Raw genomic sequence first — 25,181 nt, 5'->3', positions numbered from 1 at the left:
ACGGTTCTGCTCTCACCCCCTCCTTTTCAAAGGAGGGGATAGGGGTGGTTTATGAGGAAATTGGTTTGATGCCAATTTCTGAATTTTGCGAACGCAGGCAGACCTCTATCAATCTCTCACTTTCATGGAATGGAATAACCGCGAACCGGGTCGATGCCGGTGAGTGGCTTTTTCGCGCAAGCTCGGCTTTGCCTCGCCACCACCCCACCCCCTCCTCTGAAGAGGAGGGGCTTGAGCCTTCACCCCACCACCGACATCTTCACCCCCAGCGCCTTCAATATCGCCAGCAGCGTGTCGAGCGTCGGATTACCGCCCTCGCCCAGCGCCTTGTAGAGCGCGGATCGCGACAGGCCGGTCTGCTTTTGCAGATCGGTCATCCCGCGCGCGCGCGCGACATCATTCAGCGCGACGCGAATCAGTTCGGAATCACCCTCCTCGAAGGCAACCGCCAGATATTCCGCGATCATCTCTTCGCTGTCGAGATATTCGGTAACATCCCAGGGTTTCAATTCCAGTTTATCAGCCATCACGATACTCACAGGTTTTCTGCCATTTCCTTCGCCCGCGCGATATCGGCACCCTGCCGTTTCTTTGTGCCGCCGCACAGCAAGATGACGATATGGCCACTCGAGCGTTGTACAAAATAGAGCCGATATCCTGGACCATAATCAATCCTGACCTCGCTTACGCCTCCGCCGACCGGCTTGACGTCTCCCAAATTGCCCAGCGAAATCTTGCGGATAGCAACCGAAATGCGAGCCACTGCATGACGGTCCTTGAGTTTCCGGACCCAACGCTCATAAACCCCGGTGCGAACGATCTGAACCATCCAGCAATCATGACGCTACACATCTCAATTGTCCACCATAGTGCACATATCGACCGCAACTGTCAATCACCAAACGCGTCCTTGATCGGCGGACCCGGGACATCATCCCTCAATATTCCCCGCGTTTCCTTTTGTTTTTCTTGCGGATAACGATCACGACCGCGCTCAGACCGCCAACCAGCAGCACGATCAGGCTATAGGCAACTATCAGCCGAAGCTCCATGTCAGGAGCCGCCCTGCAACGCGTTTGCGGCGTCTTCATCGGCAAATTCGGACGTGATCTCCGCGTCGAGCTTGTCGCGCGGGCTGAGATGGCCGGCTTCTCGCCTTTCGGCCTGGATCGCTTCGAGACCCCATGCCTTGGCGGCAGCCGCAGCGACGATGCGACGGGTCTCTAGAGGGTCATTGGCAGCGAGATCGAGTTGCCGCGCTTCCTGTTCGCGGCATGTAGCGGCTTTTACGCGCATTATCTTTGTCCTGTATTTGGCGTCCGGATTGTCATCCTAGGACCCGCGATTGTTTTTCATGTTTTCAAGGCCCGCCACTACGCCCGGCTTGGCCGAAGGATTGGACGCATTGGTCTTTTTCTTCTCAGCCTTGGGTTTGCGGACCTCGCGATTGGATTTCTTCTGTGACTTGGCCATGATATTTCCTTCCAGGGGTGGTTTTCGCGCGGCAGCCAGCGGGTCATTGCAAAGAAAACAAGCGACCGGATCGGCAGACGGCGAACAAACTCAAACGATAGTGCTGCGAATGATGTCCTGCCTCAGGAAAGCCGATCAAAGGAATTTTTGAGCGTGAAGAGACAATGCCGGTGGGGATTGCAGATTGGCAATCACGAAGGCCTATTGAACATATAGGAAGTCAAAAGGCTTTTGTAAGGCTTGAGCCTTGCTTGCCGACATAATATTCTCGTCAGCCAGTTGCTCTAGAAATCAGCACAAATCAACAACGCTTGCCACGTCCGGATCATCTTAAGTGGCCCTTTTGCCACCATGAACAGGGTCGGCAAATCTATCTGTGGACCCGCTTGTCTACTCGAGGGACTGCGCTATAAACCGGCCATGAGCATACATCCTGAAACTATCGAATCCTTGCTTGGAGAGGCGGAAGCCGCATTGCACAGCGGCGATGTTACCGGCGAAGAAAAGGCATTACAAAGACTGCTGTCGATCGACAAGCGCCATCTGACGGCCCTGTTCATGATGGGCGAACTCAAGGCCAGGACCAATGATGACCGCGCGGCAAACGGTTTTTACAAGGCGGCATTGAATATGGTCAGCGTGGGTGCGGCGGTTTCAGATGACTTACGGCCCAAGATCAAGCAGGCGGAAGAATTTCTGGCCGGGGCCCATGGCCGTTTTGAAGCCTTTTTGTTCCGCAAACTGGATGAATCCGGACTGGCCGGCAACGACACACCGATCCCGGTTCGCCAGGCCATCGACCTGCTTATGGGTCGCAAGGAAATATTCTACCAGAAGCCTTCGGTGTTCTATTACCCTGGCATGCCACAGCGGGAATTTTACGAAAGATCGGAATTTCCGTGGCTGGTCGAACTGGAAGCTGCCATTCCGGACATGCAGGAAGAATTGCAAGGCGTGATTACGCGGACGCAGGAATTCGAACCCTATGTACAGGGCCAGCCCAACCGGCCCCGGCCCAATAACCCGCTGCTCGACGATCCCAGTTGGGGTGCCCATTATTTCTGGAAAGACGGCATCGAAGTTACGGAAAACTCGGTTCATTGCCCGAAGACCATGGCTGCGTTGGCAGGCGCGCCGATCCCGGTTATTCAGGATCGTTCTCCCATGGCCCTTTATTCTGTGCTTGAACCGGGGACCCACATTGCGCCACATTATGGCATGCTCAACACCCGGCTGATCTGCCACATCCCGTTGGTGCTGCCGCCCGATTGTGCCTTGCGTGTCGGCGGAGAAACCCGTCCCTGGAAAGCGGGAGAAGCACTTATTTTTGACGACAGTTTCGAGCATGAAGCCTGGAACCGCAGCGATCAGCGACGGGTGATCTTGCTGTTCGAAATCTGGCGTCCGGAAATCTCCGAAGACGAACGCCGTGCACTGACCACCATTTTCGAGGCAATCAACGATTATCAGAAACCGGTTGAAATCTAGCGTTCATCGATTGGTATCGCGGGGATCCAGTCCTACAATATGGAGTCGCCCACACCCATCATCTTGCCGTTGGTGACAATCACCCGGTCACCGAGGCTGGCCTGCTCGAACAAAAGCCGTGCAAATTCCAGTGGTACGCCGATGCAGCCGCGTGTGCCCCAGCCCCATTTGACGTCCGAGGCGTGGATCGCAATCCCGTCATTGGTCAGTCGCATCATATAGGGCATGGGCGAACCGTAGATATTGGAGACATGGTCCTTGTTCTTCTGGGTGATCGGGAAGACGCCGGTCGGTGTGGGCTTGAGCGAGTCGCCGAAAGTGATCACCGCAGCTCCGATTTCATAGCCGCCGCGAAAGACCGAAATGCTCTCGGCCTTAAGATCGACCGTCACCACCAGCTCACCCGCTGGCACGCCCTCGTCGTCCCATTTGAAATAGCCGTGCACAAAAGGCTCGTCGATCTGGAGGATGCGCTTAACCACAAATTTGTCACTCAGCGGGAGTTTATCCACAATTTCAGCTGGTTGCTCCGCAATCGGCCCGGCCACGGAGACATTCTCCACGACCGCTTCGGGTGCCGCGCTGTCGGCAACGGCTTCGGTCGTCCGCTGGGAAGAAGAGCCGGCATCGGCGCGGGTCAGTCCCATGACCAGCATCGCGACAATTGCCAGGCCCGTCAGCAGCAGGATCGACGCGCTCACCCGATATGCGATTTTTTCGACCATCACTGAATACTCCATTCGTTAAGGGAGTATTTACCATGGATATGCGGGCAAGAAACCGCCGTTTTTCGGGCCGTCCCGCAGCGGTACGGCGGTGGCGGGAATGTTAAGGACCAGCCTTAACGGGCGCAACGGGGCGCCTGCGCCGGCAGGCACCCCTGGTTGCCATAATCGCTAGAAGACCGCCCTGGCTTCGGCTTCCTTCATCATCGCCTTGCGGACCATCGGAATCGGCGGTCCACCGTAGCTGAGGAATTCGTCGTGGAAGGCCTTCCATTTGCCACGATCACCGCCGGTCCAGTCTTCGCGCAGCTTGCGGATCATCAGCTTGCCCATTGTATAGTTGAGATAGGCCGGATCATAGGTTCCGCGCGCTGCCTGCTGGGTGGCGTTGCCAAGGTCCTGATAGCATTGCTTCCGGAACATATCGAGGCTCTGCTCGACCGTCATCCCGCGGGCGTGCAGGCCGATGGCCGAGAGATAGCGGCAGTTGCGCAGCAGCGCGTTGGACAATTGCCCGATTTTGGTTTCCGGATCACCATCGTGCAGGCCGGCTTCGACCATCATCTCTTCGGTATAATGGGCCCAGCCTTCGGCAAAGGCATAGCCGACGAACAATTTGCCAAAGATCGATTCGGCGCGGTTGGCGTGGAGGAAGTTCAGAAAATGGCCGGGCCAGACCTCGTGGATCGTGGTGCCGAGCAGATCCATCTTGCCGGGAATATAGGCGGCGCGGGTTGCCTCGTCCCAGGACGGGTCCGGTGGCGAGATATAATAGACGCTCGGCAGGCCTTTTTCATATGGTCCGGGAATGTCGATATAGGCGCTGTTCTGCCGGTTGTAGGGCGGCGATTCCTCGACTTGCGCGACTTCGGTGCCGGGGATGCTCACGAGATCTTTCTCGATCAAAAATTCGCGCAATGGCGGCAACTGGTCGCGGGCTTCCTGCACCGGCCCCTTCTCCGGCTTGTTGGCTGCCATTTTCGCAAAACAGTCAACGATGCTCGCGCCCGGCGCAAATTTGCCGCAAGCCTTGGCCAGAGCCGCCTGGTTGCGCTTGAGATCGGCCCGACCGATGGCTTCCAGTTCGTCGAGCGAGACATTGACGCCCTCGGTCTTGCTCACCATCGCGGCAAATTTTTCGGCGCCCAGTGCAAAGCCGTCGCTGGTCGCCGGAACCGAGCCGATATGACCCGCCAGGTCCTTCATCGCCGCAGCCGCCGCCGCCGCGGCAACATCAAACTGTCGCTGGAGTTCGGGATCCTTCACCTCGGCAAAGGCGGCCTTTGCGTCCCCGGTAAAATAGTCGGCAAAACCGCCGAAGCCGGCTTGCCCGAATTTGAGATAGGTTTCGGGCAGCGGCAGCTTCAGATTGTCCTTGATCTGCTGGGCCGCCACCGGGACCGCATTGGCATATTTGATAAACGCCTTCATCCGCGTTGCCGCATCCGCATAGGGCCGGGCGATATAGACATTGGGATCGAGCGCGCCGACATAATAAGCCGGATTCTTGTGTGGAGAGTCAGCGGTTTCCAGCCAGAAAAGCTCGCCCTCCATCACGTTGACCAGATAATCCCGTTCAAATTTTTCCGCTTCGCTCAGGTCGGCAGCGTCGATCGCCAGCGCGTCGGCAATCGCCTGTTTGCGGATGTCGACGGCCTTTTTGAGGCCTTCAGCGCTCCAGTCGGGAAGCTGGCCGTCAAATTCATGCTTGCCCTGATAGACGGCGAAATTCGGATTTACCGGGAAATAACCGTCCAGAAAGCCGGAGAGATAGCTGCCCCAGGCGCTCGATTGATCAATCTTCATCGCCGCGACCGGTTCGGCCTCGATTTTCTTGCATCCGCTCACGGTCAAGGCGGCCAGCGATACCGCCAGCAATAGATTGCGCATTTTCATTTTCATCTCCCCGGGGAATATTCCATTCGATTATTATCGTACCTGTTGATTGGCATAGTCGCCGGTCGCTTGGCCAGCCATATTCGACGAACTGCGGGGCGTCCGAATCTTTCCGTGCGGGCATGAATTGATTGCAGCAAGTTACGGGAATCGCTAGCAGTCATCTCGTGATCAGCCCCGCACCACATCCCTTTACCATAGCCAATTATCGCTATCTCTGGTTCTCGCGCCTGGCGTCGATGTTCGCGCTTTATGCGATGATGCTGATCCTCGGCTGGCAGGCCTATAATCTGGCGCGTGAGGACATGGGCATAAGCGCGTCGGCCGGCATATTGGGTCTGCTCGGATTGCTCCAGTTCGTGCCACTGTTCATCCTGACCCCGCTGGTCGGCTGGGTCGCCGACCATATGGATCGCCGCTGGATCGCCCGCATCGTGCTCGCGGCGCAGGCCCTGATTGCGCTTGCGCTCGGCCTGATGACCGCGTCGGGCGGAATCACGCTCGGGTCGATCTACGTGATTGCCGTATTGCTCGGCATTTGCCGTGCCTTTCTGGGACCCGCAATCACGTCACTGGCGCCCAATCTTGTTCCGAAGGCATCGTTGCCCCGCGCGATTGCGCTCTCGACCATCGCCTGGCAAGTCGGCGTCATAGCCGGTCCCGGCATGGCCGGCCCGCTCTACAAGGTCGATGCGGCCCTGCCCTATTTTGTCTGCGCAGCGCTTTATACGCTGGCGACGCTGGCGATTTTCCTGATCGGCCCGGTGCCGCGGGCTGCAGCCGACAAGACCAAAAGCCCGCTGCAACAGGTCGGCGACGGCATGGCCTATGTCTGGACCAACAAGCTGGTGCTGGGAGCAATCACGCTTGACCTGCTGGTCATGTTCCTCGCCGGTGCAACCGCCATGATCCCGGTATTTGCCAAGGATATATTAAACGCCGGTGAAATCGGCCTGTCGCTGCTGGCGGCCTCGCCGGCCGTGGGCGCGGTGATCGTCGCGCTGATCTTTTCCTTCGCCCCGCTGAGCAAGAATGTCGGCAACAGCATGCTGGTTGCCATGGCCGTATTTGGTCTGGGCACAATCGGCTTCGGTCTCAGCACCAACCTCTATCTCTCGATGGCCTGCCTCGGAATATGCGGTGCCGCCGACATGTTCGGGGTCTATGTCCGCAGTTCCCTGATCCAGCTGCACACGCCGGACGCCAAGCGCGGACGCGTCGGCGCGGTCAGCCAGATGACGATCAGCGCATCAAACGAACTTGGCGACGCACTGTCCGGAGGCCTCGCGGTTCTGGTCGGACCGATTGCGGCCATTGTCGCGGGCGGTGCCGGTGCTATAGTGGTCACCGGACTATGGTCGCGCCTGTTCCCCCAACTCGGTGCTGCCAAGACATTTGATCCGCCGGAAGATCTCGAATCCGAACCGGCAGCAGGAATGAAAAGATAACAGGAGTGCAGGATAATGATTGCCAATAACATTCTCGAAACAATCGGAAATACTCCCCATATCAAGATGCAGCGCCTGTTCGGCGACGCCAATGTCTGGATCAAGTCGGAACGCTCCAACCCGGGCGGATCGATCAAGGACCGGATCGGTCTTGCGATGATCGAAGATGCGGAAAAATCCGGCGCGCTCAAGCCCGGCGGCACAATCATCGAGCCGACATCGGGCAATACCGGCGTCGGGCTGGCGATGGTGGCGGCGGTCAAGGGTTACAGACTGATATTGGTCATGCCCGAGTCGATGTCGCTCGAACGCCGGCGCCTGATGCTCGCCTATGGCGCGAGCTTTGATCTCAGCCCGAAAGAAAAAGGCATGAAGGGCGCGATCGAACGGGCACAGGAGCTGATCGACCAGACTCCCGGCGCATGGATGCCGCAGCAATTCGAAAATCCCGCCAATTTCGAAGTCCACAAGCGCACCACCGCCATAGAGATTCTCAATGATTTCAAGGATGATCCGCTCGACGCGATCATCACCGGCGTCGGAACGGGCGGTCATATCACCGGTGTTGCAGAAGTGCTGAAGGAACATTGGAGCCATTTGAAAGTCTATGCCGTCGAACCCTCTGCCTCTCCCGTGATCAGCGGCGGCCAGCCGGGTCCCCATCCGATCCAGGGCATTGGTGCCGGCTTCATCCCGGGCAATCTCCACACCCAGTCCATCGACGGCGCAATCAAGGTCGAACCGGCCGACGCCAAGGCCATGGCGCTGAAAGCCGCGAGGGAAGAGGGAATGCTGGTCGGCATATCATCCGGCGCGACGCTGGCGGCGATTGCGCAAAAGCTTCCGGATCTCGGCCCTGAGGCCAGAATCCTCGGCTTCAATTATGACACCGGCGAACGCTATCTGTCGGTTCCAGAGTTCTTGCCCGAAGAATGAGCTCCATCGAGGTCCAGCAGTTCACCTATCGACACGGTGACGTAGAATTGGCCGGATATATGGCTCAACCCAGCCGTTATCCGCGCGGGGCGATCTTGATCGTGCCAACCATCACCGGTCCGACCAAGCAGATGTATGATCGGGCGAGATGGCTGGCCGCGCTCGGCTATAGCGCGATGGTCTGTGATATTTACGGCAAGGGATTCGTCGAGGACATGCGCGAAGCCCGCACGCTGGCGAACGAGCTGCGCGCGGATGCCGAATATTACCGCGAGCGGTTCCGCTGCGCGCTCACCGAATTGCGCGAACGGTCAAAGCTCGGCAACCACCGGATCGGCGCGATCGGCTATGGCATGGGCGGAGAAATCGTGCTGGAAATGGCCCGCGGCGGCGAGGACATCGCGATAGTGGTTAGCTTTCACGGCTTGCTGGCAACACCGTTGCCAGCCAAGCGCGGGACGATAAAAAGCAGGATATTGGTGTTTCAGGGCCGCGCCGACCCGCTGGTACCGCCGAAACAGGTTCGCTCTTTTCAGGAGGAAATGGATATTTCCGGCGCCGATTGCCACGTTCACATCTATTCCGGCGTGCTCCACGGATTTACCGATATCAACAGCAGCTCCCGGTCGATGGACGCAGTCAAATATGACGCATCGGCGGACCGGCAGAGCAAGGCAGCAATGCTCAGCATGTTCGAGGAAGTGTTCGAAACCAACAAGACGCCCGGCCAGTATCAGTAGAACACCGGGCCAGAATCAGGCCCGGTGTTTCAATAATAATCGAATATCTGGCCTAGTCAGGCTTTCCATCGCCATCATTGTCGAGCGCATCGGGCTGTCCGTCGCCATCGGTGTCCCATGCGTCCGGTTGTCCGTCTCCGCTGCGATCCCATGCGTCCATGACGCCATCACCGTCGGTATCCAGAGTCGGGGCCGGGATTTCGGACGGCACTTCGTCCGAAAGTTCGGGCTCTGCGGCACTGGCTGTAACCGATAATCCCAGGGATGCGGTAATCAGAAAAGGCACCATCCGGCGGAGGTGGTTTGCGGCTTTTTTGGAATGCATTGCATATACTCCTTATGCATATCATTCCCCTGTCACCCCCTTGCTGGCCGATTTCCGATGCCGGGTCCATCACCCTTCGACCATATGGTTCACAGCGGCGCTAAACGGCTGTTTTCTGCAATTCATCGGCAAATTTGCACAATCTGTCGGGACCGGCTGCGGAAGAGCGGCTTTGACAGATTGTCGGCACCAGTTTGTCGAAAAATGGTCACAATTCCGGATATAATTCAGAAGAACGGGTCTGGGCCAAATCAACGAAAAGGTTGTGAGCCATGTCCACGAAGAAGGTTCCGCAGATATCCACGGCGGCGGCGGGAAGCGGTAGACCGTTGATCATAAGGCTCGGCAAGCGCCTGCGCGGGTCGATGAACAGAATATCCGCGGCCCAGTCAAAAATTCCCAACGGATCGATCATCGAGGCCAGCGCGTTTCCGTGGACCGATCATCTGGCCGAGAACTGGCAAACCATCGCCCAGGAAGCAGCCGCGATCCTGCGGCATCGCGATGCCGTGCCGCCGCTCAACGATATTTCTCCCGATCACGCGCGAATTGCCGGTGATGGCAACTGGCGCTCGTTCTTTCTGGTCGGCTATGGCTATGAAGTGCCGGAAAATTGCGCCCGCGCTCCGGCGACGGCGGAACTGGTCCGCCAAATTCCCGATCTCAATTCGGCCTTTTTTTCGATCCTCGAGCCCGGAGCCGTCATCCCACGCCATCGCGGGGTGACCCACGGTCTGGTGACCTGTCATCTGGGTCTGATCATTCCCGACAGGCCTGAGGATTGCGTGATACAGATCGAAGATACCGACTGTTTCTGGGAAACGGGCAAGTGGCTGGTCTTTGATGACAGCCAATATCACGAAGTCCACAACCGGACGGATCAGCGCCGGGTCATCCTGCTGATCCAGGTCAAACGCCCGATGCGGTTTCTCGGCAGGCTTGCCAATGATCTGGCAATATGGGGCATTCGCCGGTCACCCTTTGTGCAGGATGCCCGGCGAAACCTGGGTCATTGGGAAGAAGCCTATCGACAAGCAGAACAGAATGAAGCCGCTTGACCGATCGGATCAGGCGACCCCGAACATTTCAGGGTCGAGTGCCATGATCGCGTCGGCACCGCCTTCGATCTTGCGACGCAGCGATCCGGTGTCGGGCAGGAAGCGCTCGGCAAAATATTGCGCGGTCACCAGCTTGGCTTCGTAATATTTCGGATTGTCCGTACCCGCGTCAAGTGTGGCCTGCGCCGCCTTGCTCATCCGCAGCCACATCAGTCCGAGCGATACGATGCCCATGATGTGCATGTAATGATAAGCGCCGGCGCCGGCGTTGTTCGGATTGGCCATGCCGTGCTGCATGAACCACATCGTCGCTTTCTGCAGCTCGCCGTTGGCCTTTTCGAGGGCTTCGGCAAATCCGGAGAGTTTTTCGTGACCCTTGGCTTCCGCAATCTCGTCGGCAACCACCTTGAAGAAGGCCTGGACGGCGCGGCCACCATTCTGGCCGAGCTTGCGACCGACCAGATCCATCGCCTGGATGCCGTTGGTGCCTTCATAGATCATGGCAATCCGCGCATCGCGCACGAACTGTTCCATGCCCCATTCCTTGATATAGCCGTGTCCGCCATAGACCTGCTGCGATTCCGTGCAGATGTCATAGCCCTTGGCCGTACCATAGCCCTTGATCACCGGCGTCAGCAGGCTGACCAGATCGTCGGCCATTTGCCGCTCGTCTTCGCTTTCGGCCTTGTCCGCCAGATCGACCTGCAAAGCGCCCCACAGAACCAGCGCGCGCATGGATTCGGTAAACGCCTTGCCGTCCATCAGCATCCGGCGCACGTCCGGGTGGACGAACAGCGTATCCGCTTTCTCTTCCGGATCCTGGGCACCGGTCAGCGCCCTGCCCTGGCGACGGTCACCGGCATAGATCACCGCATTCTGATAGGCGATTTCGCCCTGCGCCAGCCCCTGCAGGCCAACGCCCAGACGCGCCGCGTTCATCATGATGAACATCGCCCGCAGACCCTTATTCTCTTCGCCGACCATATAGCCGGTGGCACCGTCATAGTTCATCACGCAGGTTGCATTGCCGTGGATGCCCATTTTTTCCTCGATCGAACCACAGCTGACACCATTGCGTTCGCCCAGCGAGCCGTCATCGTTGACGAGGAATTTCGGCACGATGAAGAGCGAAATGCCCTTGGAGCTGTCGGGCGCGCCCGGGGTCTTGGCCAGCACGAGGTGAATGATATTTTCCGCCATGTCATGCTCGCCGGCAGAGATAAAAATCTTCTGGCCGGTGATCGCGTAGCTGCCGCCGGGCATCGGTTCCGCCTTGGTGCGGATCAGGCCGAGATCGGTACCGCAATGCGCTTCGGTCAGATTCATCGTTCCGGTCCATTTGCCGGAGATCATCTGGGTCGCGTAAGTCTGCTTCTGCTCTTCACTGCCCTCGGTGAGAATGGATGCAATCGCGCCCTGGGTCAGGCCGGTGTACATTTCCAGCGCCTGGTTGGCCGAGACCATGAACTCCATCACCGCATTGCCGATCACCCGGGGCAGGCCCTGGCCGCCGAATTCTTCCGGCGATGACAGGGTCGTCCAGCCACCGTCGGTAAGCTGCTGATAGGCTTCCTTGAAACCCTTTGGCGTCGTGACCGATCCGTCTTCATGACGGGTGCAGCCTTCTTCGTCGCCGGACTGGTTGAGCGGATGCAGGACCTCGCTGGAAAATCTGCCGGCCTCGGTCAGGATCGCGTCGACCATTTCCGGCGTCGCATTTTCGAACCCGGGCAGGTTCGCATAGCTCTCCAGATTGAGAACTTCGTTGAGGATGAAACGGACTTCGCCAACAGGCGCGGTATAGCTAGGCATAAATAATACTTTCTACTCAAATGGGGCAACCGGATGGTACCGGCGTCAATCCTCTATTGATGCTGGGCTTTTGCGTCCGCCATGGCGTCCTGCACAGTCTTTATAAAGCCGGTCAGTTCCTTGATCGAACTGTCGATGTCGGCGCGCTGCTTTTTCAGCGTATCGACCTTTTCCTGACATTTTTCGACGGTGACCTGCATCTGCGTCTTGCGACCGTCACCAACGTCATAAAGGTCGATCATCTCGCGAATTTCGATCAGGCTGAAACCGACATTCTTGGCGCGCATGATCCAGGCAAGGCGCGCCCGGTCACGTTTGGTATATACGCGCGACAGTCCCTTGCGGTTCGGAGCGATCAGCCCCTCATCCTCATAGAAACGCAAAGCCCGCGCGGTTACACCAAATTCTTCCGACAGGTCGGAAATGGTAAAGGCCTCCCGGTTTTGCAGGTCGGGCGTGTCAATTTCAGCATGGCTTGGCGATTGCGACATGCCCGCTTCATAGCTTACGCTAACGTAAACGTCAAGCCTAGGGAGCCGGGCACAGATTGTCGAAATCACGACCGCTGGTAGAACGGGCGACCGCGTCACCCTCCCCGATCATGTAGAAGCTGACTCCGTTGAAACCCGCCCGCGGGCTGCAATAGCTCGCACAGCTATCGGGCAGCGCGCCCGGCATTTTCAGCTCGACACCATCGAAACGCGCCGTAAAGCTGCATTTTTCTTCGCTGTTGAGGGTGATCCGGACATTTTCGCCATCGCGCTCCGCTTCGCCCATGCCCTCGCATTTGCTGTCCGGCCCGAAAACGGCGATCATCCCGACCTGATAGCCATTCTCGTCATTGCCGACCGCGCAGAAACTGTCGGTGCCGAGATCGCTTTGCCGCTCGAAAGCGCCAGACAAGGTGACTTTGCGGACATCGGGTATGACGCCGGCATCGATCGCCGCCTGTTCCAGCGAGGAAACTTCCGCAGCCTGCTCGTCTGGCCCGGACTCACCGGCGCCACAACCTGCCAGAGACATTGTCAACAGCAGCGCAACGGCAAGTCTCACGCGACCGGTTCCAGCTTTCCGGCAACAATCTTGCGATAGAAGCAACTGGTCTGGCCGGTATGGCAGGCGGGGCCGGCCGGTACAGCCTTGATCCACAGCGCATCCTGATCGCAATCGATCCGCATCTCGGTGACCGACAATATATTGCCCGATGTTTCGCCCTTCTTCCACAGACACTGGCGGCTGCGGGAGTAGAAATGGGCGACCCCGCTATCCTGCGTCAATTGCAGCGCCTCGGCATTCATGTGCGCCAGCATCAGCAGCTCGCCGGACGAATCATCGGTGACCACCGCGGTGACCAGACCGTTCGAATCATATTTCGGCTGGAGCATAGTGCCGGTTTCGGGATCATTTTTTCTGTCTGTCATAGCGGTGAATTAAGACCCGATCGGCCTATGCGCAACGGCTAATGGCGCTATTGATGCCGTAGCGGCTTGCTCAATCGCCCGATATGATGATTTTATGACATTGGGGGCAGACAAAGCCCTGTTTCAAACCTATATGGCAGGCATTCCCCGCCCGACCACTTAGAAGCCAGGTGAGATATGCTGACAACCCACCCGTTTGATGACGACAAGCTACGGGAAGAGTGTGGCGTGTTCGGGATCGCCGGCATTGACGACGCCGCCGCCATGGTTGCGCTCGGCCTCCACGCCCTCCAGCACCGTGGTCAGGAAGCCGCCGGCATCACCTGCCGCAACGGCAAGGAATTTTACAGCCACCGCGCGCTCGGCCCGGTCGCCGGTAATTTCGACAGCGAAGAAATAATCAACCGGCTGCGCGGCGATTCCGCCTGCGGCCATGTCCGCTATTCGACCACCGGCGCGGGCACGTTGCGCAACGTCCAGCCGCTCGAAGCCGACCTCGCGTCCGGCGGCTTCGCCATCGCCCATAATGGCAATATTTCCAATGCCCTGGCACTGCGGGACGAACTGGTCCGCCATGGCTCGATTTTCCAGTCGACCAGTGACACCGAGGTCATTATCCATCTCGTCGCCACATCCAAATATCGCACCCTGCTCGACAAGTTCATCGATGCCCTGAAGCAGGTCGAAGGCGCTTATTCTCTGATCTGCATGACCGCCGAAGGCATGATTGCCTGCCGCGATCCGCTCGGCATCCGTCCGCTGGTGATGGGCCGGATTGGCGAAGCCTATGTCTTCGCTTCCGAAACCGTTGCGCTCGATCTGGTCGGCGCCGAATATGTCCGCAGCGTCGAACCCGGCGAACTGATCGTGGTTACCAACGGTGAACTGCGCTCCCATCGTCCCTTCCCGAACAATCAGGCCCGGCCCTGCATTTTCGAACATGTCTATTTCTCGCGCCCCGATTCGATTGTCGATGGCAGCTCGGTTTACAGCGTGCGCAAGGGGATCGGCGCGCAGCTGGCGATCGAAAGCCCGGTCGATGCGGATTATGTCATCCCGGTGCCGGACAGCGGCACGCCTGCCGCGCTCGGCTTTTCCGAACAATCGGGCATCCCGTTCGAACTGGGCATCATCCGGTCGCATTATGTCGGTCGGACCTTCATCCAGCCGGGCGACGGCGTTCGCCATCTCGGAGTCAAACTGAAGCACAATGCCAACCGGCCATTGGTCAACGGCAAGAAAATCGTGCTGGTCGACGACTCGATTGTGCGCGGCACCACCAGCCTCAAGATCGTCCAGATGATGCGCGAAGCCGGTGCTGCCGAAGTCCATATGCGGATCGCCAGCCCGCCGACGATGCACAGCTGCTTCTATGGTGTGAACACGCCGAAGCGGGAAAAGCTGCTCGCCGCCCGCAAATCGATCGAGGAAATGCGCGAATTCATCCAGGCCGACAGCCTGGCATTTGTCTCGATCGACGGTCTCTACCGCGCTGCGGGTGAAGACACCCGCCACGATCTCCAGCCGCAATATTGCGACGCCTGTTTCACCGGCGCCTATCCGACCGTTCTCACCGACCGCGATGGCGAGGAGGAAACGGACCAGCTGACGATGCTCAACGAGCGATCGGATTCATCCGGCACGGCGCGGGACCATGAACCATCCGGCGACCTGCCCCGCCTCAAGCAATCCGCGAACTGACTATGAAGTTTGAAGGTCAACTGGCGCTCGTTACGGGTGCAAGCCGCGGTATCGGTGCGGCGACCGCCCTCGCCCTGGCGAAAGAAGGCGCCCATGTCGTCATCACCGCGCGCAGCGCCGACGATCTCGAAAAGATCGAAGAGCAGATCCATCAGGCCGGCGGCAACGCGACCATCGCGCCGCTCGACCTGACCGACGGCGACAGCATCGGGCGTCTCGCCACCGCAATCTCCGGTCGATGGGACGGGCTCGATATCCTCGTGCTCAACGCCGCCATGCTCGGATCGCTGGGACCGGTTCCCGCCATTGATGGCAAGGAATTCAACAAGGTCCTGACGCTCAATCTGATCGCACAGCAGGCCCTGATTGCCGGATTTGATCCGATGCTCCGCAAAAGCGAAAACGCCCGCCTGCTGGCAATCACCAGCAGCGTCGGTCGCAAGCCGCGTGCATTTTGGGGCGCATATGGTGCATCAAAAGCCGCTCTTGAGACACTTGTGCTCAGTTATGGTGAAGAAATGCGCAATCTGGGCAAGATTCGCACGGCGATTGTCGATCCCGGCAAGACCCGCACCGAAATGCGCGCCAGCGCCTATCCGGGCGAAGATCCGGCCAGTCTCAAGCCACCCTCGGCGGTCGCCGACCGGCTGGTGGAAATACTCGCCAGCGATTTCGAAACCGGCGAGCATTTCCAGGTCAGCTGACCGGCGGCTCTGCCGCCACATATTTCTGCACCGCTTCGTAAAAGGCGTTCCGCTGGTTCTTCTGCTCGTCGGGTGACGCGCTCGGCCAGTTGCCGTTGGTGGCAATTACCAGCTTGTGCGCCGGATCGATAAAGATCCCCTGGCCGAAAATGCCCTGACCGGCAAAGCTGCCGTCATCAAAGGTCCACCACTGATAGCCATAGCCGCGTCCCGGTGCGCCAATGTCCGCCTGTTTCTTGCCGGCCTTGGCAAACCAGCCGTCGGGCACGACCGAAGTCCCGCCGATCTTGCCGCCGTCCATCGCAAACTGTCCGAACAGCGCATAGTCGCGAACCGTCGCGGAAATGCAGCAACCGCCGATTTCCTTGCCGCCTTCGTTGAGCAGCCATTCCGCATCCTGCCCCATGCCATAAGGCTTCCAGACCTTTTCGGACAGATATTCAGATAATGTCTTGCCGGTTGCCTTTGCCACCAGCACCCCGATCAGATTGGTCTCGCCGGTATTATACTGCCAGCGCGTGCCCGGCGTCGCTTCGTTCTCCAGCGTCTTCATGTAGACGATGATCGGATCCATGCCGTCGACCGGCTTGGTTTCGTTGAACAGCGCCACATCGGATTTCGGATCGGCATAATCCTCGTTCCACTTCACCCCCGAGGTCATGGTCAGCAGCTGCAATACCGTGACCCCGTCATAGCCGCTGCCCTTGAGCTCCGGGATATAGGCGGTCAGCGGATCGTCGATCGACTTGATATGCCCGTCCTTGATCGCCGCACCGACCAGCGTCGAGACCAGCGACTTGGCAACCGAGAAAGAGGTCCAGCGGTCGTCCTGTTCGAAATCGCGGCGATATTCTTCCTTGCGGATCTTGCCATCCTGCAAAATGACCATCCCGGCCAGCCTTTGCTGCTCCATATATTCGCTGATCGACAGCGGTTTGCCGGCAATTTCGAAACTGTCCGGCAGCGGATTTCCGGCCTCCAGTTTCCGTGGATTATCACCAGCTTCAATCGTGTTGGACGGGGCCAATGTGTCCATCATCCGGAAAGCCTTGTCGCGCTGTGCATCGGTCCAGAACAGGATATTCTTGTCGGTCGGCAGACCGGCAACGTCGGCCGCCGCTTTCTGCACCTGCTCGCACGCCGTCAGGCTCAGGCAGGTTGCGCCCAGCAATGCCAATGTCCCCAAAATCCTCATCATCCGTTCTCCCGCTATTATGTTTATTTTATCAATGTAACCTGTGCGACATCGATGCCGCCGCCGCGAAAACCACCTTCGCAATAAGCGAGATAGAAACGCCAGAGCCGGACGAACCGCTCGTCGAAACCGGTCGGCAGTGCCCCGCGTTCGACCGCATCGTCGAAACGCTCGCGCCAGATTCTCAGCGTCTCCGCATAGTCGAGGCCGAAATTCTGCTGGTCGCTCCATTGCAGCCCGCGCTCCTCGGCCAGTGCCCGGAAGCGGCTTTCCGAAAGCAGCATGCCGCCGGGGAATATATAGGTCTGGATAAAGTCGGCGCTGGAGGCATATTGTTCGAAAATATCATCGGCAATCGAGATATATTGCACCGCCGCCCGGCCGCCGGGCTTCAGGTTTCGCGCGATGCAATCGAGAAAATCGGGCCAATATTGCTGACCGACCGCCTCGACCATCTCGACGCTGGCGATGGCATCATATTGCCCCTCCACGTCGCGGTAATCCTGTATCAGGAACTGGGCCTCGGGATGATGTTCCCGCGCCCAGGCGGTCTGCTCGTCGGACAGCGAAATGCCGGTCACGTCAAGACCATGATCGCGCGCCAGACTGCCGGAAAGCGAGCCCCAGCCACAGCCGATTTCCAGCACGCTGTCGCCTGGACTGGCCAACAACCGCTCCGCAATGGACGCGATCTTGTCATGCTGTGCATCAGCCAGGCTATTGTTTTTATTAGAAAAAATCGCACTGGAATAGCTCATGCTCTCGTCAAGCCAAAGGCGGTAGAAATCGTTACCGAGGTCATAATGATATTGAATATTCTGCCGTGCGCGCCGTTTGTCATTGCCACGTTTCTTGTGATGACGCTTGACCACCCAGTTGAAAAAACCGGAAGCCCGACCGGTGCTTTTCAGCCCCTCGCGGTTGCGGGTGAACAGGTCGAACACCGACACCAGATCGTCACTTTCCCACTCGCCCAGTTCCCATGCCCGATACCAGCCGACCGATCCGCCGTTGATCAGCCGCAGCAGGGCATTCCAGCTGTGCAGATCGACCGTCACCATCGGCCCGTCGCCGCGGCCGCCCAATATTCTAGTGGTCCCGTCGGGCAATTTGCCCTCGAACGTGCCATGATCCATGCCCGCATCGATCCGGTCGAGAATATGGTGAAAGCCCGGCGCGAACAGGCGCGCGAAAAAACCGCTGCCGGTGGCAAAGCGTTTGCGCGCATCCAGCAGATGCTGCCCGCGTTTGGGAGTTTCGACGTTCATGGCGCAAATATGGACCAGCGTTAACCGCTTGGCAACGTAGAACTATCCCTTAGTTCCCGGTGACCGGTCAGCTTCCCGGGGCCGCTGCCGACCCGGCAAGAATGCCGCCATCGATATTGAGTTCCGAGCCGGTGATATAGGTCGCTTCGTCCGATGCCAGCAGCACCGCGATCGCCGCCACTTCGCTGTCCTTGCCGAACCGCTGCAGCGGCGTATCGCGGACCAAAGCCTTTTCCGATTCTGCCCGCGCTTCGCCCTCGCCCAGCATCGTTTCCCACATCGGCGTCATGATCGCGGCGGGATGGATCGAATTGCAGCGAATCTGCCAGCCCTGCTGCGCACAATAAAGCGCAACCGACTTGCTGTGGTTGCGGATGGCGGCCTTGGACGAGGCATAAGCCGCTGCGCCGGGTATGCCGACCAGCCCGGAGCGCGACGAGATGTTGATGATCGATCCCGTTCCCTTGTCCTTCATCGCCCTGATCGCATAGCGACAGCCGAGAAAGGTCCCGTCCAGATTGACCCGGTGGACAGCGCGCCAGTCTTCGAGCGAGGCATTTTCCGGGTCATGCGGCCCCACGCCCTTTTCAAAGCCGGTGACGCCCGCATTATTGACCACAACATCGGCCCTCGGGTGCAAGGCGGCAAGTCGTTCCCAGTCCGCCTCCTGCTCCACGTCCAGCGGCAATGTGTCGCAGCCCAGTTCTTCCCCGGCGGCCTGCAGCATCTCGGCATCGCAGTCGGTAAGCAGAACCGTCGCGCCTTCGTCGACAAAGGCCCTGGCAATCGCCTTGCCGATGCCGCGGGCAGCACCGGTGATAAGGCAAAATTTTCCTGATAATCTGTGCATGATAGATCCTGAATATAGGTGTCAAAATGTCCAGCCCGGCGGACTGGAGCGCGCATATTTTGATAGTGCCTGACGGCGACCTACTCGTTCATCGACCCGATATCCTTGTGATCTGCGCTCCAGTGATAGCTGCCCGGCGCGCAGATTTCAATTCCCCGGCTCATTTGACCTTTGCATAAGCGCCGAGGGCGCGTTGTCTCGCCTCCTTGTGGCCGATGATCTTGGCGGGATAATCCGCCGGCCTGCAACCATGATCCTCCGGATCGTGAATATAAGGATCATCAATTTCCGCCAGTTCCGGCACCCATTGGCGGATATAATCGCCCGCATCGAACTTTTCCGACTGCGTCAGCGGCGCCATGATCCGCACGAACATGTTGCTGTCGACGCCGGTGCCCGACACCCATTGCCAGTTGACGCTGTTGGAGGCGTAATCGGCGTCGACCAGAGTGTCCCAGAACCATTTCTCGCCCTCGCGCCAGTCGATCAGCAGATGCTTGATCAGGAAGCTCGCCGCAATCATCCTGACACGATTGTGCATCCAGCCGGTCGCCCACAATTCCCGCATCCCGGCATCGACGATCGGATAGCCGGTCCGGCCCTGACACCAGGCCCCGAAATCGGCCTTCACCGCATCATCGCCCAAATCCCGCCACGGTAGCGCGCGCATTTTCTCGCGATAGCTCTCGCCGCCATATTGCGGGAACTGGTCGATCACATTTTGCGCATAGTCGCGCCAGACCAGCTCCTTAAGATAGGTCTCGACCTTGCTCCCCTGCCCCGCCAGCCGGTTCCAGACCGTCGCCGGGCTGATCTCGCCGAAATGCAGATGCGGCGACAGGCGGGAGACCAGTTCCTCAGACGGCAGGTTGCGGCCCTCGTCATAGTCCGCCGCCTTGTCGGCAAAATCCTCGAGATTATCCTCCGCGCCCGCCGACCCGGGTTGCCAATGGTCACCAAAAGCGGCGGCCCAGTTCGGCTTGGTCGGCAAGAGCCCCCAGTCGTCCAGAGCATCGCTGTCCGGCCAGTTGTCCGGTGCATCGAGGCTTTCAGGCGCGGGAGCGGCTTCCCCCGGCGGCATATGCTGGCGCAGCGCCTTCCAGAACGGCGTGTAGATTTTATAGGGCGTACCGGCTCCGGTCGTCACCGTCCCAGGCGGCAGCAGATAATTGCCGTCGTGCAGGATCAGCCGGGCCTCGTCGCCGAGAGATTTTTCCAACATCCTCTCGGCATTGATCCACCACGGCTCGTAATGGTGCAACGCATGGATTTCATCCGCGCCACTCGATTTGACAATTTCGGCCAAATGCTCTGCAGCCGGCCCCTGCCGCAGGATCAGCCGCGACCCCAGACTCTGCAAACATGCTTCCAATTCTTCCAGTGACCGGTGTAGCCACCAGCGCGAAGCCCCGCCCATGATGCGGTGTTTCGGCGTTTCATCGTCGAGAATATAGACCGGGATGACGGGGCTGTCGGACGCGGCGGCCACAGCCGCCTGGTCAGAAAGGCGCAGATCGCGGCGGAACCAGATAATTTTGGGTTTTGTCATTCGACAACAGAGCCTTCCTTTATACCCCTTTCATTAGCTGTCTCCATGAAGATATTCCATGGAACAACAAGCCGCACGGAAAACCTATCGGCGACGATCGGATCAAGAAACCGCATATCACCAAATTGTATCGACACCCCTTGCTCGGACTCCAGCTCTACATTTTCCCGGATTACAGGTAGCCGGGACCAGAATAGAAACGCATCGACATTTTTGTCGGTGTCCCGCGAATAGCGAATTATCTCATTGATCATCAAGTTTTTCACGATCGCGCCATCGGGCATCGGCTGTTCTCGATTGAAGAGACTATAGGCTCCCGCACCATATTGATTTTCTCCGGGAACGTCCGAATCGGGAGCAATCGGCATCTGCCAGAGCATATCCCGTTTCCAGAACATCACCGGTATCGGATTGGCCACCACAAGTTCAGGCGCCGCCCCGATCATTTGTTCGACCGCTTTCGCAGTCTCCGCTTCTGCCTTGCCGGTGATCATGCCATTGGCAAAGATATAGGCGCAGACCGCAGCAAAGCTGATCCACGCGGGTCGCTGCCAGTTGCCAGCCCGCTTCTTCTCGCGCCGCCGCGAAAGCCACAGGCCCGCGATCAGCGCCGCCCAGATCCAGATATCGATGATGAAGATGCTGTCGCCATAAAACCATTGCGATGAAAAGGGCTCTAGCAGGCGGATGCCATAGCTGTTGAGCCAGTCGAGCGCCGGATGGCTGAGACAGCCGATATAGGCCAGCGCCAGCAACCAGCCCCTGTGGATCGGCAGGCGATCAGCAGGCCGCTTCCCCCGCATCCCTTGCCAGCGGTCAAAGCCGATCATGATCCCGGTCAGCAGCAGCGGCAGCAACAACATCGCGATCGGCCCGTGGGTGATCCCGCGCCGAATCGCCAGATGCTGCACCCCGTCGAGCAAGGTCGCCACCGCGTCGATATCCGGAATATTGGCGGCGATGATTAGCGTCGCCATGCCGAGGCCGGTTTTTTTCTTGAGCCCCATCTGGCCGAGAACGGCACCGGCAAGGCTGTGGGTCAGATTGTCCAAATTTTTTGCTCACACGAAGACACAAAGTCACAAAGAAAGAAGTGCTTAGATTGCATAATAATCATTGGCTATCCGTTTTACGCCTTCTTTGAAAGTGGCTGCGCCAAAATTCATCAGGAAACCGAGCGGCAAATCCATCAGACGCAGATAGGTCAACAGCTGCTTGGCGTGAACAGGGGCGTAGCGTTCGGTAGACTTCAACTCTATCAACAGTCGATTTTCAACGATCAAGTCAGCCCGAAAGGCCTCGTCCAATACTCGTCCCTTGAAGACGATAGGAATGATCCTCTGTCTTTCGACAGAAAGACCTTTCTCTTTCAAACTCTCGCAAAGCAATATTTCATAGGCAGATTCAAGCAGTCCCGGGCCCAACTCCTTGTGCAGCCAGAAACCACAATCAACACAGACTTTGGCGAATTCTTCAATACGTTCCACGCCGACATCTTAGTGCCTTCGTGTCTTCGTGCGAGTCCCGAATCTTTACAGTTCCGGCCCGTCCTCCGTCACCGTCCAGGTCTGCCCCTTGTTCAGCAACGCCTGCAAATCCGGCTTCTTGCCAGCCGCTGCGGCAGCGTTCTGTGCCACAACAGCCGCCTCGAAAGTCGGCCGCGGATCGTCATAGAGCACGCCCAGTGCCATCGGGAATTCGCCGAACTGCATCTCGATCAGCATATGCGCGACCGAGCGGTTGGTGACATCATGGACAATCACGTCAGCCGCTGCCCAGTCGCCATCGACAACATCGACAACTTCCAGTTGCAGCGTCTTGCGGTTAAGCGTGATGCCCTTTTCACCCTTGGAGAACAGCATCGGTTCGCCGTTTACCAGATGCAGCTGGGTGTCGGCTGCGGTTTTCTTGGCCGCAAATTCCTCGAACACATCTTTGTTATAGACGATGCAATTCTGGAAAATCTCGATGAAGGACGTACCCTTGTGGGCATGCGCGGCTTTCAGCACATCGGGAAGTCCCTTGTGGATGTCGATCCCGCGGGCAACGAAACGTGCGCCAGCGCCGAGCGCGAACGCGCAGGGCGATGCCGGCCTGTCGACCGAACCATAAGGGGTCGAGGGGCTGTTGGTGCCCTGACGGCTGGTCGGCGAATATTGGCCCTTGGTCAGCCCGTAAATTTCATTATTGAACAGCATCAGCTGGCAGTCGAGATTGCGGCGCAGCAAATGCATCGTGTGATTGCCGCCGATCGACAGCGCATCGCCGTCACCGGTGATGATCCAGACGTCGAGCTCCGGATTGGCCAGCTTGACGCCGGTCGCTACGGCTGGCGCGCGACCATGGATGGTATGGAAACCATAAGTCTCCATATAATAGGGAAAGCGCGAGGAGCAGCCGATACCGCTGATGAAGACCGTATTGGACGGATCAGCCCCCAGATCGGGCATGGTCCGCTGTACGGCCTTTAATATGGCGTAATCGCCACAGCCCGGGCACCAGCGTACTTCCTGGTCGGTTTCCCAGTCTTTCAGCGTGGTCGTGATTTTCGTCATCTCGTTCATGACAGATTCTCCTCAATCACCGCAGCAATTTCGGCGATGGTAAATGGCTGACCGGACACCTTGTTGACCGGCTTCGCATCGACCAGATATTGGTCGCGCAAGATCGTCTTCAACTGTCCGGTGTTCATTTCCGGAACAATGATCCGGTCAAAGCTCTTGAGCAATTCGCCGAGATTTTTCGGCAATGGCCAGATGTTGCGGATATGGACATGGGCCACATCCTCACCCGCCGCGCCTGCGCGCGCCACGGCCTGATGGATCGGTCCGTAGGTCGAACCCCAGCCGACGACCGCCAGCTTGGCACCCGCCTTGCCGTAAGCAAGATCCTGATCACCAATACTGTCCGCGACACCGAGTATCTTGTCCCGCCGGATTTCGGTCATGGTCTGGTGGTTGGCCGGACCATATTCGATATGGCCGGTATCCACACCCTTCTCGATCCCCCCAATCCGGTGCATCAGGCCCTGCGTTCCCGGCTTGATCCAGGGGCGCTTGAGATTTTCGTCACGGCTGTAAGGCAGCAACGGCCCATCATCGGGCTTCTCGGTCATGAAGCTGACCGGAAAACGCTCGAGCGTATCGACGTCGGGAATCTTCCAGGGCTCCGCCGCATTGGCGATATAGCCATCGGTCAACAGCATCACCGGAGTCATATATTGCACCGCGATCCGCACCGCTTCGATGGCGCAGTAGAAAGCGTCTTCGGGTGAACGTGCGGCGATGACCGGCATCGGCGCATCGCCATTGCGGCCATAGACCGCCTGATAGAGGTCGGATTGTTCGGTCTTCGTCGGCAGGCCGGTCGATGGGCCGCCGCGTTGCGAATTGACGATCACCAGCGGCAGTTCGGTCATGATCGCCAGTCCCATGGCTTCGCCTTTCAGCGCGATACCGGGACCGGACGACGAGGTGATCCCGAGCAGGCCGGCATAGCTTGCACCAATGGCGGCGCAGATCGCGGCGATTTCGTCTTCCGCCTGAAAGGTTGTCACCCCGAATTCCTTCAGTCGGGAGAGATGGTGGAGGATCGCCGAGGCCGGCGTTATCGGATAGCCACCGAAGAACATCGGCAAACCGGCCAGCTGCGCGCCCGCAACCAGTCCGAGAGAAAGCGATTCCGCTCCGGTTACCGTCCGGTATGTCCCCGCGTCGGCGGGAGCGCGGTCCACCTTGTGCGGCGTGATATGCCCGCCACCCAGTCCGTCGCCGGAAATTTCGGCGGTTTCGCCATAAGCATGTCCGGCGTTGAGCGCGGCAATATTCGCCTCTGCAATATCCGGCAATTTGGCAAATTTGCTTTTCAGCCACTGGATAATCGGTTCGCGATCACGCTCGAACATCCACAGGGCCAGACCCAGCGTCCACATATTCTTGCAGCGCAAGGCTTCCTTGTTACCAAGGCCGAAGGGTTTCACGGCGTCGAGCGTCAGCTGGGAAATATTGAGCTTGAGTAACTGCCATTTGGCGAGCGAGCCATCTTCCAGCGGGTTGGTCTCGTAATGCGCCTTGTCGAGATTGCGCTTTCCGAATTCACCTTCATCGGCGATCACCAGTCCACCGGCGCGGACCGCCTGAACATTGGTCTTCAGCGCAGCCGGGTTCATCGCGATCAGCACATCCGGTTGGTCACCGGCGGTTTCGATCGCGCGCGAGCCAAAGTTGATCTGGAACGCGGAAACACCGAACAGCGTCCCTTGAGGCGCGCGGATTTCTGCCGGAAAATCCGGGAAAGTCGCCAGATCGTTGCCGGCCAGTGCCGTCGAGAGGGTGAACTGCCCTCCGGTCAGCTGCATACCGTCGCCGCTGTCGCCGGCAAAGCGGACGACGACATTTTCTGCGCCGTCCGGGTGGGGACTATTGGGTTCTTCCTGCTTCACTGCGGTGGCCATGATAGATTTTCCGTGCCTTTGCTTATTATTACGCAACCCGCTCTAGAGCAGCAATGCTGTCCGCTTCAAACCACAAAAACTAATAGGGATAAAGCATTTGTTTGGGGCGGAGCACCCGATTAGCGCTTGCCTAGTGAAC

26 protein-coding genes are annotated in these 25,181 nt (G+C 58.5%); 7 read left to right on the top strand and 19 right to left on the bottom strand.

The genetic code is table 11. The annotated features are described in order from the left end of the window. Window positions 1-239 precede the first annotated feature (239 nt). The 4 genes from HUO14_RS05820 to HUO14_RS05805 all read right to left on the bottom strand — a co-directional run bounded on the left by HUO14_RS05820 (window position 240) and on the right by HUO14_RS05805 (window position 1,473). On the bottom strand, window positions 240-527 hold the full coding sequence (locus tag HUO14_RS05820; RefSeq protein ID WP_176278948.1) for an addiction module antidote protein: 288 nt from the start codon (window positions 525-527) through the stop codon (window positions 240-242). Between the two features lie 8 nt (window positions 528-535). Further along, on the bottom strand, window positions 536-829 hold the full coding sequence (locus HUO14_RS05815) for a type II toxin-antitoxin system RelE/ParE family toxin (protein ID WP_176278947.1): 294 nt from the start codon (window positions 827-829) through the stop codon (window positions 536-538). 224 nt (window positions 830-1,053) lie between these two features. Further along, a complete protein-coding gene (locus tag HUO14_RS05810) occupies window positions 1,054-1,296 on the bottom strand; it encodes a hypothetical protein (RefSeq protein ID WP_176278946.1) in 243 nt (80 codons plus the stop codon). A 36-nt stretch (window positions 1,297-1,332) separates the two neighbouring features. Then, window positions 1,333-1,473, bottom strand: a complete 141-nt coding sequence (locus HUO14_RS05805) for a hypothetical protein (protein ID WP_176278945.1) — start codon at window positions 1,471-1,473, stop codon at window positions 1,333-1,335. A gap of 420 nt (window positions 1,474-1,893) precedes the next feature. On the opposite strand from HUO14_RS05805, the gene HUO14_RS05800 reads away from it, so the two are divergent. Continuing rightward, complete coding sequence (locus HUO14_RS05800) at window positions 1,894-2,961, top strand: aspartyl/asparaginyl beta-hydroxylase domain-containing protein (protein WP_176278944.1); 1,068 nt, start codon at window positions 1,894-1,896, stop codon at window positions 2,959-2,961. A gap of 32 nt (window positions 2,962-2,993) precedes the next feature. On the opposite strand, the gene HUO14_RS05795 is transcribed toward HUO14_RS05800, so the two are convergent. Continuing rightward, complete coding sequence (locus HUO14_RS05795) at window positions 2,994-3,686, bottom strand: L,D-transpeptidase family protein (protein WP_246255404.1); 693 nt, start codon at window positions 3,684-3,686, stop codon at window positions 2,994-2,996. Window positions 3,687-3,857: 171 nt separating this feature from the next. Further along, window positions 3,858-5,576 carry a DUF885 domain-containing protein gene (locus HUO14_RS05790; RefSeq protein ID WP_176279499.1) on the bottom strand — a complete coding sequence of 573 codons (1,719 nt, stop codon included), beginning with the start codon at window positions 5,574-5,576 and terminating at the stop codon, window positions 3,858-3,860. Window positions 5,577-5,749: 173 nt separating this feature from the next. On the opposite strand from HUO14_RS05790, the gene HUO14_RS05785 reads away from it, so the two are divergent. The 3 genes from HUO14_RS05785 to HUO14_RS05775 are packed head-to-tail and all read left to right on the top strand — an operon-like array spanning window position 5,750 to window position 8,706. Continuing rightward, a complete protein-coding gene (locus tag HUO14_RS05785; protein ID WP_343046062.1) occupies window positions 5,750-7,030 on the top strand; it encodes an MFS transporter in 1,281 nt (426 codons plus the stop codon). A gap of 15 nt (window positions 7,031-7,045) precedes the next feature. Beyond that, window positions 7,046-7,966, top strand: a complete 921-nt coding sequence (gene cysK, locus HUO14_RS05780; RefSeq protein WP_176278943.1) for a cysteine synthase A — start codon at window positions 7,046-7,048, stop codon at window positions 7,964-7,966. Next, window positions 7,963-8,706: a dienelactone hydrolase family protein gene (locus HUO14_RS05775; RefSeq protein WP_176278942.1), complete on the top strand. Its 744-nt coding sequence runs from the start codon at window positions 7,963-7,965 to the stop codon at window positions 8,704-8,706. Before cysK ends, HUO14_RS05775 begins: the two co-directional genes overlap by 4 nt. Window positions 8,707-8,758: 52 nt before the next feature. Here the strand turns inward: HUO14_RS05775 and HUO14_RS05770 are convergent, their stop codons facing one another. Next, complete coding sequence (locus tag HUO14_RS05770) at window positions 8,759-9,031, bottom strand: hypothetical protein (RefSeq protein ID WP_176278941.1); 273 nt, start codon at window positions 9,029-9,031, stop codon at window positions 8,759-8,761. A gap of 272 nt (window positions 9,032-9,303) precedes the next feature. Here HUO14_RS05770 and HUO14_RS05765 point away from each other — a divergent pair, with 272 nt between their 5' ends. Beyond that, window positions 9,304-10,089 (top strand): aspartyl/asparaginyl beta-hydroxylase domain-containing protein, encoded by a 786-nt coding sequence (locus HUO14_RS05765; RefSeq protein WP_176278940.1) that lies wholly within the window; start codon window positions 9,304-9,306, stop codon window positions 10,087-10,089. Window positions 10,090-10,098: 9 nt separating this feature from the next. On the opposite strand, the gene HUO14_RS05760 is transcribed toward HUO14_RS05765, so the two are convergent. The 4 genes from HUO14_RS05760 to hisI are packed head-to-tail and all read right to left on the bottom strand — an operon-like array spanning window position 10,099 to window position 13,322. Beyond that, the gene (locus HUO14_RS05760) at window positions 10,099-11,901 is read right to left on the bottom strand and encodes an acyl-CoA dehydrogenase C-terminal domain-containing protein (RefSeq protein WP_176278939.1); all 1,803 of its coding nucleotides are present in this window, start codon (window positions 11,899-11,901) and stop codon (window positions 10,099-10,101) included. Between the two features lie 53 nt (window positions 11,902-11,954). Then, on the bottom strand, window positions 11,955-12,392 hold the full coding sequence (locus HUO14_RS05755) for a MerR family transcriptional regulator (protein ID WP_176278938.1): 438 nt from the start codon (window positions 12,390-12,392) through the stop codon (window positions 11,955-11,957). A gap of 37 nt (window positions 12,393-12,429) precedes the next feature. Then, a complete protein-coding gene (locus HUO14_RS05750; RefSeq protein ID WP_176278937.1) occupies window positions 12,430-12,954 on the bottom strand; it encodes a hypothetical protein in 525 nt (174 codons plus the stop codon). After that, the gene (gene hisI, locus HUO14_RS05745) at window positions 12,951-13,322 is read right to left on the bottom strand and encodes a phosphoribosyl-AMP cyclohydrolase (RefSeq protein ID WP_176278936.1); all 372 of its coding nucleotides are present in this window, start codon (window positions 13,320-13,322) and stop codon (window positions 12,951-12,953) included. The genes HUO14_RS05750 and hisI overlap by 4 nt, the downstream gene beginning before the upstream one ends. A gap of 177 nt (window positions 13,323-13,499) precedes the next feature. Here hisI and purF point away from each other — a divergent pair, with 177 nt between their 5' ends. Both purF and HUO14_RS05735 read left to right on the top strand, forming a co-directional pair. Then, window positions 13,500-15,023, top strand: coding sequence for an amidophosphoribosyltransferase (purF, locus tag HUO14_RS05740; protein WP_176278935.1), 1,524 nt, complete (start codon window positions 13,500-13,502; stop codon window positions 15,021-15,023). Window positions 15,024-15,025: 2 nt separating this feature from the next. After that, window positions 15,026-15,727: an SDR family NAD(P)-dependent oxidoreductase gene (locus HUO14_RS05735; RefSeq protein WP_176278934.1), complete on the top strand. Its 702-nt coding sequence runs from the start codon at window positions 15,026-15,028 to the stop codon at window positions 15,725-15,727. On the opposite strand, the gene HUO14_RS05730 is transcribed toward HUO14_RS05735, so the two are convergent. From HUO14_RS05730 to HUO14_RS05695, 8 genes are all read right to left on the bottom strand, one after another. After that, entirely contained in the window at window positions 15,720-16,925 is a 1,206-nt protein-coding gene (locus tag HUO14_RS05730) for a serine hydrolase domain-containing protein (RefSeq protein WP_176278933.1), read from the bottom strand. The two genes, HUO14_RS05735 and HUO14_RS05730, sit on opposite strands and share 8 nt — an antisense overlap. A gap of 20 nt (window positions 16,926-16,945) precedes the next feature. After that, window positions 16,946-18,190: an SAM-dependent methyltransferase gene (locus HUO14_RS05725; protein WP_176278932.1), complete on the bottom strand. Its 1,245-nt coding sequence runs from the start codon at window positions 18,188-18,190 to the stop codon at window positions 16,946-16,948. Between the two features lie 67 nt (window positions 18,191-18,257). Further along, window positions 18,258-19,040, bottom strand: coding sequence for an SDR family oxidoreductase (locus tag HUO14_RS05720; protein WP_176278931.1), 783 nt, complete (start codon window positions 19,038-19,040; stop codon window positions 18,258-18,260). Window positions 19,041-19,200: 160 nt separating this feature from the next. Beyond that, window positions 19,201-20,589: a cryptochrome/photolyase family protein gene (locus HUO14_RS05715; protein ID WP_176278930.1), complete on the bottom strand. Its 1,389-nt coding sequence runs from the start codon at window positions 20,587-20,589 to the stop codon at window positions 19,201-19,203. Next, complete coding sequence (locus HUO14_RS05710) at window positions 20,586-21,641, bottom strand: metal-dependent hydrolase (RefSeq protein WP_176278929.1); 1,056 nt, start codon at window positions 21,639-21,641, stop codon at window positions 20,586-20,588. Before HUO14_RS05710 ends, HUO14_RS05715 begins: the two co-directional genes overlap by 4 nt. Window positions 21,642-21,686: 45 nt before the next feature. Beyond that, window positions 21,687-22,076, bottom strand: coding sequence for a GxxExxY protein (locus tag HUO14_RS05705; protein WP_176278928.1), 390 nt, complete (start codon window positions 22,074-22,076; stop codon window positions 21,687-21,689). Window positions 22,077-22,121: 45 nt separating this feature from the next. Then, window positions 22,122-23,153, bottom strand: coding sequence for a 2-oxoacid:ferredoxin oxidoreductase subunit beta (locus HUO14_RS05700; protein ID WP_176278927.1), 1,032 nt, complete (start codon window positions 23,151-23,153; stop codon window positions 22,122-22,124). Beyond that, window positions 23,150-25,042 carry a 2-oxoacid:acceptor oxidoreductase subunit alpha gene (locus HUO14_RS05695; protein ID WP_176278926.1) on the bottom strand — a complete coding sequence of 631 codons (1,893 nt, stop codon included), beginning with the start codon at window positions 25,040-25,042 and terminating at the stop codon, window positions 23,150-23,152. Before HUO14_RS05695 ends, HUO14_RS05700 begins: the two co-directional genes overlap by 4 nt. Window positions 25,043-25,181: the final 139 nt, after the last annotated feature.

This window comes from Parasphingorhabdus flavimaris (assembly GCF_013371215.1).
Classification (GTDB): domain Bacteria; phylum Pseudomonadota; class Alphaproteobacteria; order Sphingomonadales; family Sphingomonadaceae; genus Parasphingorhabdus; species Parasphingorhabdus flavimaris.
The sequence above is the reverse complement of the archived record's forward strand: the minus strand, read 5'-3'. Positions and strand labels throughout refer to the sequence as shown.

Bases quoted from the DNA above. Each gene is read 5' to 3' on its own strand.
- HUO14_RS05820 (WP_176278948.1), bottom strand. From the start codon at position 527: ATGGCTGATAAACTGGAATTGAAACCCTGGGATGTTACCGAATATCTC.
- HUO14_RS05815 (WP_176278947.1), bottom strand. From the start codon at position 829: ATGGTTCAGATCGTTCGCACCGGGGTTTATGAGCGTTGGGTCCGGAAA.
- HUO14_RS05810 (WP_176278946.1), bottom strand. From the start codon at position 1,296: ATGCGCGTAAAAGCCGCTACATGCCGCGAACAGGAAGCGCGGCAACTC.
- HUO14_RS05805 (WP_176278945.1), bottom strand. From the start codon at position 1,473: ATGGCCAAGTCACAGAAGAAATCCAATCGCGAGGTCCGCAAACCCAAG.
- HUO14_RS05800 (WP_176278944.1), top strand. From the start codon at position 1,894: ATGAGCATACATCCTGAAACTATCGAATCCTTGCTTGGAGAGGCGGAA.
- HUO14_RS05795 (WP_246255404.1), bottom strand. From the start codon at position 3,686: ATGGTCGAAAAAATCGCATATCGGGTGAGCGCGTCGATCCTGCTGCTG.
- HUO14_RS05790 (WP_176279499.1), bottom strand. From the start codon at position 5,576: ATGCGCAATCTATTGCTGGCGGTATCGCTGGCCGCCTTGACCGTGAGC.
- cysK (WP_176278943.1), top strand. From the start codon at position 7,046: ATGATTGCCAATAACATTCTCGAAACAATCGGAAATACTCCCCATATC.
- HUO14_RS05775 (WP_176278942.1), top strand. From the start codon at position 7,963: ATGAGCTCCATCGAGGTCCAGCAGTTCACCTATCGACACGGTGACGTA.
- HUO14_RS05770 (WP_176278941.1), bottom strand. From the start codon at position 9,031: ATGCATTCCAAAAAAGCCGCAAACCACCTCCGCCGGATGGTGCCTTTT.
- HUO14_RS05765 (WP_176278940.1), top strand. From the start codon at position 9,304: ATGTCCACGAAGAAGGTTCCGCAGATATCCACGGCGGCGGCGGGAAGC.
- HUO14_RS05760 (WP_176278939.1), bottom strand. From the start codon at position 11,901: ATGCCTAGCTATACCGCGCCTGTTGGCGAAGTCCGTTTCATCCTCAAC.
- HUO14_RS05755 (WP_176278938.1), bottom strand. From the start codon at position 12,392: ATGTCGCAATCGCCAAGCCATGCTGAAATTGACACGCCCGACCTGCAA.
- hisI (WP_176278936.1), bottom strand. From the start codon at position 13,322: ATGACAGACAGAAAAAATGATCCCGAAACCGGCACTATGCTCCAGCCG.
- purF (WP_176278935.1), top strand. From the start codon at position 13,500: ATGCTGACAACCCACCCGTTTGATGACGACAAGCTACGGGAAGAGTGT.
- HUO14_RS05735 (WP_176278934.1), top strand. From the start codon at position 15,026: ATGAAGTTTGAAGGTCAACTGGCGCTCGTTACGGGTGCAAGCCGCGGT.
- HUO14_RS05730 (WP_176278933.1), bottom strand. From the start codon at position 16,925: ATGATGAGGATTTTGGGGACATTGGCATTGCTGGGCGCAACCTGCCTG.
- HUO14_RS05725 (WP_176278932.1), bottom strand. From the start codon at position 18,190: ATGAACGTCGAAACTCCCAAACGCGGGCAGCATCTGCTGGATGCGCGC.
- HUO14_RS05720 (WP_176278931.1), bottom strand. From the start codon at position 19,040: ATGCACAGATTATCAGGAAAATTTTGCCTTATCACCGGTGCTGCCCGC.
- HUO14_RS05715 (WP_176278930.1), bottom strand. From the start codon at position 20,589: ATGACAAAACCCAAAATTATCTGGTTCCGCCGCGATCTGCGCCTTTCT.
- HUO14_RS05700 (WP_176278927.1), bottom strand. From the start codon at position 23,153: ATGAACGAGATGACGAAAATCACGACCACGCTGAAAGACTGGGAAACC.
- HUO14_RS05695 (WP_176278926.1), bottom strand. From the start codon at position 25,042: ATGGCCACCGCAGTGAAGCAGGAAGAACCCAATAGTCCCCACCCGGAC.